Genomic DNA, 12944 nt, shown 5'->3' with positions numbered 1-12944 from the left:
AAAACACTAACTAAGTTTAATTTAGTTGTATCAACTTCTAATTTCTAACTTCTAATTTCTAACTTAAAAAATGACCGAAGGAAATTTTGTAGATTACGTAAAAATATATGTAGCATCTGGTAAAGGAGGAAAAGGTTCATCTCATTTACATAGAGAGAAGTTTATTGAAAAAGGAGGACCTGACGGTGGTGATGGAGGTCGAGGCGGACATGTTATTTTACGAGGTAATAAAAACTTATGGACCTTGTTTCATTTAAAATTTTTAAGGCATGTAAAAGCAGGTCATGGAGGTGATGGAGGAAGTAGTAGAAGTACTGGAGCAGACGGAGAAGATAAATTTATTGAAGTACCTTTAGGTACTGTAATTAAAGATAAAGAAACCGGTGAAATTTTGTTCGAAATTACTGAACATGACGAAACTAAAATTTTAGCAAAAGGAGGTAAAGGAGGTTTAGGAAACTGGCATTTCAGAAGCGCTACAAACCAAACACCACGTTATGCACAGCCTGGAATTACAGGAGAAGAAGTTGATGTTATTTTAGAATTAAAAGTATTAGCCGATGTAGGTTTAGTAGGTTTTCCAAATGCTGGGAAGTCAACTCTGCTTTCTGTTTTAACGTCAGCTAAACCAAAAATTGCGGATTATCCATTTACTACCTTAAAACCAAATTTAGGTATTGTCGCTTACAGAGATTTTCAGTCTTTTGTAGTTGCGGATATACCTGGAATTATAGAAGGTGCCGCAGAAGGTAAAGGATTAGGGCATTATTTTTTAAGGCATATTGAACGTAATTCAACTTTATTATTTTTGGTGCCAGCCGATGCTGATGATATTAAAAAAGAATATGAAATACTTTTAGATGAATTACGTCGTTATAATACTGAAATGCTAGATAAAGACCGATTAATTGTTATTTCGAAATGCGACATGTTAGATGATGAATTACAAAAAGAAATGCAACAGCAATTAGACAAGGATTTTAAAGGTATAGAATATATGTTTATTTCTTCTATAGCCCAACAAGGTCTAACTGAATTGAAAGATAAGTTGTGGAAAATGTTGAATGCATAAGTAAACATCATAGAATTTGAAATAAAAGCATTACGAAAGTGATGCTTTTTCTTTATAAAAGCTAAATAAAAGTTAAAGTTAATGTAATAAACTATGTTTTACTTGAATTAATTTTATCAAATTCATAATTTTTGATTTATATTCGCATCAGTAAAACAAAATAACTATTTCATATGAAAAAAATTATCTTATCCTTAATTGCTGTAATTACGTTGTTACCTGCAACCGTAAAAGCAGATGAAGGTATGTGGTTTTTAATGTTTATTGAACGTTTAAACCACCGCGATATGCAAAAAATGGGTCTTCAATTAACCGCTGAAGAAATTTATAGCATTAATCATCATAGTTTAAAAGATGCTATCGTTCAGTTTAATGGAGGATGTACAGCAGAATTAATTTCAAAAGACGGTTTAGTATTAACGAATCACCACTGTGGGTATGATGCCATTGCTGAATTATCTACTGCAGAAAAAAACCATTTAAAAAATGGATTTTGGGCAAAAAATCGTTCAGAAGAATTAAAACCTTCTAGTCTATTTGTACGTTTTTTCGTGAGAATGGACGATTGTACCAAAAGAATTTTAGCGGTTGTAAATGATAAAATGACCGAAGCGGAAAGAGAAAAAGCAATCAACGCTGAAATAGCAAAAATTGAAAAAGAAAATAACGAAGGTGGAAAATATACAGTTTCTGTTCGCCCGTTTTTCCAAGGCAATGAATACTACTATTTTGTATACCAAGATTACAAAGATGTGCGTTTAGTAGGTACACCACCAGAAAGTTTAGGAAAATTTGGTGGCGATACAGACAATTGGGAATGGCCACGTCATACAGCAGATTTTTCTATGTTTAGAATTTATGCTGATGCTAACGGAAATCCAGCAGATTATTCTCCTAATAACGTTCCGTTACAACCAAAACATTATTTGCCAGTTAATTTAGGTGGTGTTAAAGAGAATGACTTCGCTATGATCTTAGGTTATCCAGGTAGAACAAACCGTTGGATGCCAGCAGGAGGAATTGAGCAAAATGTAAAGTTTGCTTATCCAGCGTGGGTTGAAGGCTCTAAAATAGGAATGGACAACATGAAAAAATACATGGTTCAGTCCGATGCCTTAAATTTAATTTATGCTTCAAAATTTGCAGGAGTAGCTAATTATTGGAAAAACCGTCAAGGAATGATCGATGCGTTAACTAAATTCCAAACAGCTAAAGCTAAAGCAGCTCAAGAAGCAAAATTTGATAAATGGGCAAATAAACCAGAAAATAAAGAAAAATACGGTAATGTAGTAGCTACAATTAATAACTATTACAAACTAACCAATGAAAAAGCACGTCATGATAATTATTTGCAACAATTATTAAGAACGTCTGCTTTTGGAACTATCAGTAGATCGTTAGGTAAACAATTAGAAGTTTATGCAAAAGCAGATGCAACAAAACGTGCACAGATGGCTCCAGCTATTTTAGAAATGGTGGATGAAATGCATAAAGAATTGTACATTCCTGCTGAGAAAGATATTTTAGCCGCACAATTAAAATTATATGCGACTAAATCTACAGGGTATGCTATTGCTCCTTCAGTTGAAAAAATAGGTAAAGAATCAAACAATGACTTTACTAAATTTGTAAATGCTGCCTTTGATTTAAGTATTTTTACATCAAAAGATAAAGTAAAAGCATTTTTAGATTTACCTTCCGAAGGTTTAGTAGCAAATGATCCCTTATTTGTGTTGTCAAATGATTTATTAACACATTTTAATTCTAAATCGGAAGCTATTGCAAAAGCGCAAAATGATTTTGGCGGAGCATATAGAAAATTAGTTGAAGGTTTACGCGAATCAAAAATTGGAGAAATTAAATATCCAGATGCAAACTCTACGTTACGTTTAACATACGGAAAAGTGAGAGGATTGCCAGCTGATAAAAGAAATGACGCAACAATTAATAATTATACAACTTTAGCAGGTCAAGTTAAAAAGTATAAAAAAGGTGATGCAGAATTTGATTTACCAACAAGAGTTTTAGAAATGAATGCATCAAAAGATTTTGGTCGTTATGCAGATAAAGACGGATCTTTACACGTTTGTTTTTTAACAGATAATGACATTACAGGTGGTAATTCAGGTTCTCCGGTACTAAACGGTAAAGGTGAGTTAATCGGTTTAGCATTTGATGGAAATATTGAGGCTATGGCGGGTGATGTTATCTTTGACAAAAAACTACAAAGAACAATTAATGTAGATATTCGTTATGTGTTATGGGTGATTGAGAATTTCTCAGGTGCTAAACATATTGTTGACGAGATGACATTAGTAAAATAAACCTATTTTTTAGTTTTATTAGAACCCTCTAAGTCTTTCTTAGAGGGTTTCTTTTTTTATTTGGTTACGAAAATTTTTCCTATTTTTGAATTCAAATTTAATTCATGCCAAAATTTCTCTTCATATTATTTTTTTCATTCACAGCTTTTGCTCAAACTAATTTTGAGAAAGCTGAAAAATTGTATAAAGAAAATAAATTTGCCGAAGCGAAAATTTTATTTGAAACCTACTTAAAAACAACCCCCAATCATTTAAAAACAATTGAATATTTAGGCGATATAGCAGGCGCTCAAAAAAAATGGGACGATGCTATTACCTATTATGAAAAATTAAAACTTAAAGTACCTTCTAGTGCAAATTATCACTATAAATATGGAGGTGCCATGGGAATGAAAGCAAAATCTGTCAATAAATTTAAGGCATTAGGAATGATTGATGACATTGAAGAGGCTTTTTTAACGGCAGCTCGATTAGATAAAAAACATATAGAATCTCGTTTTGCGCTAGTCATACTCTATTTAGAATTACCAGGAATAATAGGAGGAAGCGAAAAAAAAGCACAAAAATATGCCGATGAAATTCTCACTATTTCTAAAGTAGATGGATATTTAGCAAAAGGGTATATTGAAGTGTATTTTAAACGTTACAAAAAAGCAGAAACCTATTATGTAAATGCACATAAAATAGAAAATTCAAAAGAAACGTTTGATAAGTTATATGACTTATATGTAAAGAAACTTAAGGACAAAATAAAAGCAAGTAAATTAAAAGAACAATTTGAAAACAAATAGTGTAATTGTTGAAATGTTTAATCGTTTAATCGATTTAACAAATTAACAAATTAACAATTCAACCAAAATAATGAGAACACATTTCATAGCAATCGGCGGTGCAGCCATGCATAATTTAGCATTAGCCTTACATAACAAAGGGTATCAAGTAACAGGTAGTGATGATGCCATTTTTGAACCATCAAAATCCCGTTTAGAGAAGAAAGGTTTGTTGCCAAAAGTGGAAGGGTGGTTTCCTGAAAAAATAACGTCAGATATTGAAGCCATTATTTTAGGTATGCACGCTAAAGCAGATAATCCAGAATTATTAAAAGCACAAGAATTAGGCTTAAAAATATATTCCTATCCCGAATTCTTATACGAACAATCAAAAAACAAAACACGTGTAGTTATTGGTGGTTCCCATGGGAAAACTACGATTACTTCAATGATTCTTCATGTTATGAACTATCATGAAATGGAAGTAGATTATATGGTAGGCGCACAATTGGAAGGATTTGACACGATGGTGCATTTAACAGAAACAAATGATTTCATTGTGTTAGAAGGCGATGAATATTTGACTTCACCTATCGATTTACGTCCAAAATTTCATTTGTACCAACCTAATATTGCTTTACTATCTGGAATCGCTTGGGATCATATTAATGTATTTCCTACGTTTGATAATTACGTAGAACAATTTGATATTTTCATAAATAAAATTACGAATGGAGGAATTTTAGTATACAATGAAGAAGATGCAACAGTTAAATTAGTTGCAGAAAGAAGTGAAAATCCAATTCGAAAAATAGCTTATCAAACACCTAATTATACGGTAGAAAAAGGCACCACATTATTGGAAACTCCTGATGGACCTATGCCTATAGAGGTTTTTGGTGCACATAATTTAAATAATTTAGCAGGTGCCAAATGGATTTGTCAATGTATGGGTATAGATGAAGCTCAATTTTACGAAGCTATAGCTAGTTTTAAAGGTGCAAGTAAGCGTTTGGAAAAAATAGCTGAATCAACAAATAGAGTTGCTTATAAAGATTTTGCCCATTCACCAAGTAAAGTTTCGGCAACTACAAAGGCTGTAAAAGCACAATACCCAAATAGAAAATTAGTAGCTTGTTTAGAATTGCACACCTATAGTAGTTTAAATGCCGAATTTTTGAAAGAGTATGAAGGGGCATTAGATGCTGCAGATGTAGCCGTTGTTTTTTATTCGCCCGATGCAGTAAAAATCAAACGTTTAGATGAAGTGACGTATGACCAAATTGCACAATCCTTTAATCGTAAAGATTTAATTATTTATACCAATCCTGCGGAGTTTAAAAACTTTTTATTCAGCCAAAATTTTGAAAATGCTGCTTTATTATTAATGAGTTCAGGAAATTATGGCGGATTGAATTTTGATGAGGTGAAACAATTAGTCAATTAAATAATTTTTTAAAAGTGCCAATTACTGACTTTATAAAAATTGGCACATTTTAATTTTTTCATATCTTTGTGTATATAAACGCCAAAATAAATTTTATGTACACGCCAATTAATCAGTGGGCCGAAGATGATCGTCCACGTGAAAAACTACTTCTAAAAGGTAAAAATGCCTTGTCTGATTCAGAATTACTAGCCATTCTCATTGGTTCTGGTTCGCGAAACGAAAGTGCTGTTCAGCTTTGCCAACGTATATTAAAATCTGTAGACTCCAATCTTACTCAATTAGGTAAATTATCTCTTTCTCAATTGGTTCAATTTAAGGGTATTGGAGAAGCAAAAGCTATTTCAATTATGGCGGCATTAGAATTAGGACGTCGTCGTCGTTTGGAAGAGACTACTAGTTTAACTCAAGTGACTTCAAGTCGAATTGTTTTTGATCTCATGCAACCTTTAATTGGTGAATTGCCGCATGAAGAATTTTGGGTACTTTATTTAAATAATTCAAATAAAGTGATTCATAAAGCCCAAATTAGTAAAGGAGGAATTACAGGAACCGTAGTAGATACGCGAATTATATTTAAAACCGCTTTCGAATATTACGCTACATCTCTTATATTGTGTCATAATCATCCTTCTGGAAAATTGATGCCTAGTGAGGCAGACAAACAAATTACTAAAAAAATTAGAGTTGCAGGTGATGCCGTAGAAGTAAAAGTATTGGATCATATTATCATTACGGAGAAAGGGTATTATAGTTTTCAAGATGAAGGTATTTTTTAAAATTCTTTTAAGATTTGTTTGTATATTATTTAGTATCTTGCCCTCATAATTAAAATAAGCATGATAAGCACAAAAGACATTACATTTTCTTATCACAAAGACCATATTTTTCACATGCCCGATGTATTTTGTCAGGCAGGAAATACACTTTTAGTTACAGGTAATTCAGGAAAAGGGAAAACAACGTATTTACATATATTAGCAGGTTTACTTAAGCCCGCTTCAGGTCAGGTAACTATCGATAATATTGACGTTACAAAACTCTCTGAACAAAAAACAGACGCGTTTAGAGGTAAAAATATTGGCGTTGTTTTTCAAAAATCACATTTTATTGCTTCTTTAACAGTTTTAGAAAATTTAGAAATGGTTAGTTGGTTGGCAACAGGTAAAAAGCATACAAAAAGAGCGAAAAATTTACTAGAAAAATTAGATGTTCTTGATCAAGCAACTAAATTAGTTTCACAATTAAGTGTAGGTCAACAACAACGCGTTTCCATAGCACGTGCTTTAATGAATAAACCTAAAGTGCTTTTGGCAGATGAGCCCACATCTAGCTTAGATGATAAAAATGCTGAAAAAGTAATTGATTTATTAGAAAATTTAGCCAAAGAATATCAAGCAGCATTATTAATTGTGACACATGATTCTAGAATTAAACAACGTTTTACTAATCAAATTACAATGGTATGATTGCAAAATTAGCTTGGAAAAATATTTGGTTTAAACCTTTAAATACTATTTTAAGTATCTTGTTATTAACAGCTAGTGTGGCAATAATCACCGTACTTATTTTAGTTGAAAAGCAATTTGAAGAAAAATACCAAAGTAATTTAGACGGTGTAGATTTAGTATTAGGTGCACAAGGTAGTCCATTACAATTAGTGTTGTCGTCAGTTTATCATGTTGATGACCCTACGGGTAATATTAGTTATGATTCAGCAAAAGTATGGATGCAACATCCCTATGTTAAGAAGGCTATTCCTTTAGCATTTGGAGACAATTATTTAGGCTACAAAATTGTTGGAACTACCACAGATTATTTAGAAAAGTATCAAGCTAAATTTACTGACGGAAAACCCTTTGATAAAAATTTTGAAGTAGTTGTGGGATCTGATGTGGCTGAAAAATTAAATTTAAAAATTGGAGATACTTTTAAAGGCACACATGGTAGTGCTGCAGAAGGAGAAGTACATGAACATGGTGAGTATAAAGTAGTAGGTATTCTTTCAAAAACAGGCAAAGTATTAGATAATTTAATTTTATCAAATATACCAAGTGTTTGGCAAATGCATCATGAAGAACCACTAGCTGAAGAAGAGCACATACACTCAGATTCGTGTCGTCACGAGCATGATCATGAAGACATGACAATTGATGAACCAGAAATGGAAGTAACAGCTGTTTTAATTGAATTTAGAAATAAAATGGGTGTAATGCTTTGGCCAAGACTTATAGCACAAAATACTAAAATGCAAGCGGCATTACCCACTTATCAAATGAATCGATTATTTGATTTGTTTGGAGTTGGTTTAAATGCATTAAAATATTTGGCGTTTGGCATCATGTTGATTTCAGGGATTTCTATTTTTATAGCCTTATTTACCACTTTAAAAGAGCGTAAAGCTGAATTTGCTTTATTACGAGTGAATGGTGCGAAAAGGTATCAGTTATTAATTGTTGTACTCTTAGAAAGCATGTTGCTGTGTGTAGTTGGTTATCTATTTGGCACACTTTTAGGTCGAGCAGGACTAGTTTTACTCTCTAAAGCTTCTGAAAGCGATTTTAAGTTAGGTTTTAATCCTTTGGAAATTATTTGGGAAAAAGAAAGTTGGCTATTTGGTTTAACGCTTTTAGTAGGACTACTTGCGGCTTTGATTCCCGCAGTAAAAGCATATACATTAAATATTTCAAAATCATTATCAAATGCATAAAGTATATAAAATAAGTATAGCCTTAGTAATAGGTATACTTTTGTTTAGTTTTCAAAATACGACTAAAACAGCACCTTTTTCTGTTAAAAAAGATAAATTATTTTTTGCCGATACCTTGTCATGGAAACTACTGGGCGAAATAAAATTTCTTAAAAAAAAGCATGCAACCTATGGAGAGGTTGATTTTCCACTAGTGAATACTAAATTAAAGAAATTACAGAAAAAAACGATTGTAATGAGTGGTTTTATAGTGCCAATTGACAATAAAAACTATGCGTTAAGTAAAAATGTATTTGCTTCTTGTTTTTTCTGTGGAAAATCGGGCCCTGAAACTATTATGGGAATTAAGTTTAAAGGAGCAACCCCTAAATTAAAAACGGATACTTATTTAACCTTAAAAGGTACATTTCGATATAATGAAAACGATGTAGAAGATTGGATTTATCACATTGAAAATGCTGAAATTGTTGGTGGAAAATAAATCAAACACGAAATAGTGAATCCGATAAAACACATTTTTTTTGATTTAGATCATACGCTTTGGGATTTTGATAAGAATGCTGAATTAGCTTTTGAGCGTATTTTTGTTGAAAATAGAATTGATTTACCCATTAAAAAGTTTATAGAAGTTTATAATCCTATTAATCAAGCCTATTGGAAATTGTATCAAGTTAATGAAGTTTCACATGAAACCCTAAGATATGGTCGTTTGAAAGATTCTTTTGATTCTTGTAAGCTTACTATCTCTGATGAGCTACTATTTAAAATTTCTGATGATTTTATTTCCTATTTACCATTAAATAATCATTTAATAGAAGGAACATTAGAAACACTAAATTATTTACAAGCTAACTATCAATTACATATTATTACAAATGGTTTTGCTCATGTTCAAGAGAGCAAAATGATAAATGCAAATTTGAATAGGTTTTTTAAAACAATAACAAATTCAGAAATGGCAGGACATAAAAAGCCACACCAAACTATTTTTCAATATGCTTTAAAAGAAGCAAATGCTCAAAAACATGAAAGCATTATGATAGGTGATAGCTGGGAAGCCGATGTAGAAGGCGCTTTAAATTTTGGAATGAAAGTCATTTATTTTAATCCAAATAGCAACAAACTTCAAAGACAAGTGTTGCAAATAGAGAAATTAATTGAACTACAAAATATATTATAACATGCGATTTTATATACATATTTTACTTTTTTTACTTGTTGGTTTAAGTTATTCGCAAACTAAACAAGTTGTGATTATTAAGCATAAATACGATTTTCAAACAGAACCCGATGCTTACAACATTAATAATATGTTTAAAGGAATTTTATTGGCCGAAGGTTTTGATGTTTATTTTGACGATGAAGAATTGCCTTTATTCGTTGCGCAAAATAGATGCAATGCCATAAATGGTGTTATGCTAGATAAAAGTAATGTATTTGTTACTAAATTAAAATTTGTTTTAAAAGATTGTCAAAATAAAATACTTTTTGAAAGTGCAGAAGTAAAATCAAAAGAAAAAAACATTCAAAATGGTTATATTGAAGCTTTAAAATTATTATCACCAGAGTTAAAAAAATATAATTCAACGTTAGTTCAAAAGAAAGATGTTGTTCAAATTCCTTCAGGTGTCGTTTCTTCATCAATAGCGAAGTGTCAATATGTACAAATTACTAATGGCTTTGCAATTATGGACGCGAGTCTTAAAGTTGTTTTGCAAATTTACAACACAACAAATCCTACTATTTTTATTGCTGATAAGTTTGGAGTAAAAGGGATTTTTACCAAAATAGAAAACAAAGGGATTTTTGAATATTATAAGAATGATAAATTAGTAGTTGAGGAGTATTTGTTTTAGCTAAAAGTTAATTTTACTTACATCCAATACTTTTCACCTAAAACCAATCAATACCCGTATTTATCTTTCCATCTATTTTTTAAAAACTGCCGCAATTCAAGTTCTCTTGTATTTTCTCCTGGTTCAAAAAAAACGGTTTCAGAAATTTCTTCAGGTAAAAACTCTTGTTCAGCAAAATTATTTGTAAAATTGTGCGCATATTTGTATTCTTCCCCATAGCCTAATTCCTTCATTAATGTTGTGGGTGCATTTCTCAAATGTAAAGGTACAGGTAAATCGCCAGTTTGCTTAACTAGTTGTTGTGCTTTGCCAATTGCCATATAACTTGCATTACTTTTTGCAGATGTAGCTAAATAAATAGCACATTGGCTTAAAATAATTCTGCTTTCTGGATAACCAATTGTTGTCACGGCCTGAAAAGTATTATTTGCCATAATTAAAGCTGTAGGATTGGCATTTCCAATATCTTCACTTGCCAGAATAAGCATTCGACGCGCAATAAATTTAACATCTTCACCTCCTTCAATCATTCGGGCTAACCAATATACTGCCCCATTAGGATCGCTTCCCCGAATAGATTTTATAAAAGCGGAAACAATATCATAATGTTGTTCACCTGTTTTGTCATATAACACGGTGTTTTTCTGTACCAATTGTAGTACCTTTTCATTTGTAATTTCAATGGATGTTGGATTTGTTGAAATATCTAAAGCATGAATTACCAATTCAAAAATGTTTAATAATTTTCTACCATCACCACCAGATAATCTCAATAAAGCTTCTGTTTCCTTTAATTCAATTGTTTTTGTTTTGAGAAATTCATCTGTTTTAATTGCCCTTTGTAAAATAGCCTCTAAATCTTCTTTGGTAAAAGCATGTAGTATATATACCTGACATCTTGACAATAAAGCCGGAATAACTTCAAAACTTGGGTTTTCAGTTGTAGCGCCTATAAGTGTTACCCAACCCTTTTCTACCGCTGCTAATAAAGAATCTTGTTGTGATTTACTAAACCGATGAATCTCGTCAATAAAAAGGATAGGATTTTTTGTTGTGAATAATCCGCCACTTTGTTTTGCTTTGTCTAATACTTCTCTAATGGCTGCTACTCCAGAATTAATGGCGCTTAATTCATAAAAAGGGCGTTGACTTTCTTGTGCTATGATTTGGGCTAATGTTGTTTTTCCCGTACCTGGAGGTCCCCATAAAATTAAACTTGGAATGATGCCTTTTGAAATTTGAAGCGTTAAAGACCCTTCTTCGCCTACTAAATGCGATTGGCTAATGTATTCTGTTAAATTTTTTGGACGAACTCTTTCGGCTAACGGAATATTCATAATATTATTTTTTCTAGTACAAATGTATTTAATATTTTGAAGTTGCGCTAAATGAATCTGACAAATTAGCGTAATTCAAAATTTGGCTTTACTTTTGAAAGGAAAGAAACATGAACACACATTCATCAATAGATAAAAATTTTTATTTTTCGCCTTCGGTATGGTTTTTACCGTTGGTGTTTGTCTTGTTAATGTGGACTGGTTTTTATTTTGATACACATTATTGCCCAAATATATTTGAATTTGGAATTTTACCTAAAACTTGGAAAGGGCTGCGCGGAATCCCTGTTCATATTTTCATACATGCTGATTTTAAGCATTTACTTTATAATTCAATTCCAATTTTTTTCTTAGTAGCCGCATTACGCTATTTTTATCGCGCACAATTTTGGCAAGTACTTTTAGTAGGAATTTTAGTTTTAGGAATGGGAACATGGTTAGTAGGTAGAAATAGTTATCATATAGGAGCAAGCGGCTTGATTTATTGTTTGGTCAGTTTTATGTTTTTTAAAGGCATCATCACAAAATATTTTAGATTGATTGCCTTGTCTTTAAGCATTGTGCTAGTATATGGTGGAATGGTGTGGTTTATGTTTCCTGGCGAGCATGTAGCAAAAGAAGGTATTTCATGGGAGGCTCATTTTTCAGGATTTGTCACTGGTTTATTTTTGAGTATTCTAATTAAAACGCCACAATTTGAAAAGCCCATTTTTTATGATTGGGAACATCCTAATTTTGATCCAACAGATAAACCTTTTTTCAAACAATTTGACGAAAATGGAAATTTTATAAATCCACCAAAACCTGAAAGTATTGAAGAAACAGAAGTGGATTCGTATTTTAAATCTTCTATTAAAGTGATTTATGAGTTTTTAGGAAAAAGAGAGAAATGATATTGATAATGAGGGAATTTATTTTAGTTTCAATTCGTTAACCTCAATAGTTACCTTTTTCCAATCAGAATTGTAAATTCCTACTTCTTTTGAAATAAAAAACCAATCCGTGATATAATTTACTTCTACAGTTCTTCTTCTATATCCAAATGCACCAATATCCATCATTTGATATTCAACTTTTTTACTTGAATCAAATTTGTTCTGATAATATATGTGTTGGGTTTTCCAAGCGGATGAAACAAATACGGTTCTTACAATTCCAAAACTCAAAATTTGAATAATAGCAATTGTTGGAAGAAGTGATACAATAAATCTTGTGCTCATTTTTTTAAAACTAAAAAATGAAAATAGGATTGAAAAAAAGCTCAAAGGAATTAATCCTAAACAAACAAATGATTTAAAGCCTTGTTGTTTAATTTCTAATATTTCATTTTTATCTAATAAATAAAAGAAATAGCAAAATAAGAAGATTGCAAAAATAAAAAAACCAAATTTCTTTCTTTTATCAATTGACATATTGACTAATTTTCAA

13 protein-coding genes are annotated in these 12944 nt (G+C 31.4%); 11 read left to right on the top strand and 2 right to left on the bottom strand.

Annotation, left to right across the window (positions count from 1 at the left end; all coding sequences use genetic code 11):
* Window positions 1–70 precede the first annotated feature (70 nt).
* The 10 genes from obgE to RF683_RS08255 all read left to right on the top strand — a co-directional run bounded on the left by obgE (window position 71) and on the right by RF683_RS08255 (window position 10179).
* Window positions 71–1072: a GTPase ObgE gene (gene obgE, locus RF683_RS08300; RefSeq protein WP_309531834.1), complete on the top strand. Its 1002-nt coding sequence runs from the start codon at window positions 71–73 to the stop codon at window positions 1070–1072.
* Window positions 1073–1245: 173 nt separating this feature from the next.
* Window positions 1246–3396: a S46 family peptidase gene (locus RF683_RS08295; protein WP_309531833.1), complete on the top strand. Its 2151-nt coding sequence runs from the start codon at window positions 1246–1248 to the stop codon at window positions 3394–3396.
* 104 nt (window positions 3397–3500) lie between these two features.
* Window positions 3501–4187 (top strand): tetratricopeptide repeat protein, encoded by a 687-nt coding sequence (locus RF683_RS08290; protein WP_309531832.1) that lies wholly within the window; start codon window positions 3501–3503, stop codon window positions 4185–4187.
* A 70-nt stretch (window positions 4188–4257) separates the two neighbouring features.
* Entirely contained in the window at window positions 4258–5613 is a 1356-nt protein-coding gene (locus RF683_RS08285) for a UDP-N-acetylmuramate--L-alanine ligase (RefSeq protein WP_309531831.1), read from the top strand.
* Between the two features lie 95 nt (window positions 5614–5708).
* Complete coding sequence (gene radC / locus RF683_RS08280) at window positions 5709–6392, top strand: RadC family protein (RefSeq protein WP_309531830.1); 684 nt, start codon at window positions 5709–5711, stop codon at window positions 6390–6392.
* Between the two features lie 60 nt (window positions 6393–6452).
* The gene (locus RF683_RS08275; protein ID WP_309531829.1) at window positions 6453–7082 is read left to right on the top strand and encodes an ABC transporter ATP-binding protein; all 630 of its coding nucleotides are present in this window, start codon (window positions 6453–6455) and stop codon (window positions 7080–7082) included.
* The gene (locus RF683_RS08270) at window positions 7079–8323 is read left to right on the top strand and encodes an ABC transporter permease (protein WP_309531828.1); all 1245 of its coding nucleotides are present in this window, start codon (window positions 7079–7081) and stop codon (window positions 8321–8323) included. The genes RF683_RS08275 and RF683_RS08270 overlap by 4 nt, the downstream gene beginning before the upstream one ends.
* On the top strand, window positions 8316–8804 hold the full coding sequence (locus RF683_RS08265; protein ID WP_298656901.1) for a hypothetical protein: 489 nt from the start codon (window positions 8316–8318) through the stop codon (window positions 8802–8804). Before RF683_RS08270 ends, RF683_RS08265 begins: the two co-directional genes overlap by 8 nt.
* Before the next feature lie 15 nt (window positions 8805–8819).
* Window positions 8820–9503 carry a YjjG family noncanonical pyrimidine nucleotidase gene (locus tag RF683_RS08260; RefSeq protein ID WP_309531827.1) on the top strand — a complete coding sequence of 228 codons (684 nt, stop codon included), beginning with the start codon at window positions 8820–8822 and terminating at the stop codon, window positions 9501–9503.
* A gap of 1 nt (window position 9504) precedes the next feature.
* Window positions 9505–10179 carry a hypothetical protein gene (locus RF683_RS08255; RefSeq protein ID WP_309531826.1) on the top strand — a complete coding sequence of 225 codons (675 nt, stop codon included), beginning with the start codon at window positions 9505–9507 and terminating at the stop codon, window positions 10177–10179.
* A gap of 47 nt (window positions 10180–10226) precedes the next feature.
* Here the strand turns inward: RF683_RS08255 and RF683_RS08250 are convergent, their stop codons facing one another.
* Window positions 10227–11516, bottom strand: a complete 1290-nt coding sequence (locus tag RF683_RS08250) for a replication-associated recombination protein A (protein ID WP_309531825.1) — start codon at window positions 11514–11516, stop codon at window positions 10227–10229.
* Between the two features lie 110 nt (window positions 11517–11626).
* Here RF683_RS08250 and RF683_RS08245 point away from each other — a divergent pair, with 110 nt between their 5' ends.
* On the top strand, window positions 11627–12409 hold the full coding sequence (locus RF683_RS08245; protein WP_309531824.1) for a rhomboid family intramembrane serine protease: 783 nt from the start codon (window positions 11627–11629) through the stop codon (window positions 12407–12409).
* An 18-nt stretch (window positions 12410–12427) separates the two neighbouring features.
* On the opposite strand, the gene RF683_RS08240 is transcribed toward RF683_RS08245, so the two are convergent.
* Complete coding sequence (locus RF683_RS08240) at window positions 12428–12928, bottom strand: hypothetical protein (protein WP_309531823.1); 501 nt, start codon at window positions 12926–12928, stop codon at window positions 12428–12430.
* Window positions 12929–12944: the final 16 nt, after the last annotated feature.

Source organism: Flavobacterium sp. 20NA77.7 (genome assembly GCF_031326205.1).
Lineage (GTDB): Bacteria > Bacteroidota > Bacteroidia > Flavobacteriales > Flavobacteriaceae > Flavobacterium > Flavobacterium nakdongensis.
This window is presented reverse-complemented; position numbering and strand designations above follow the sequence as displayed.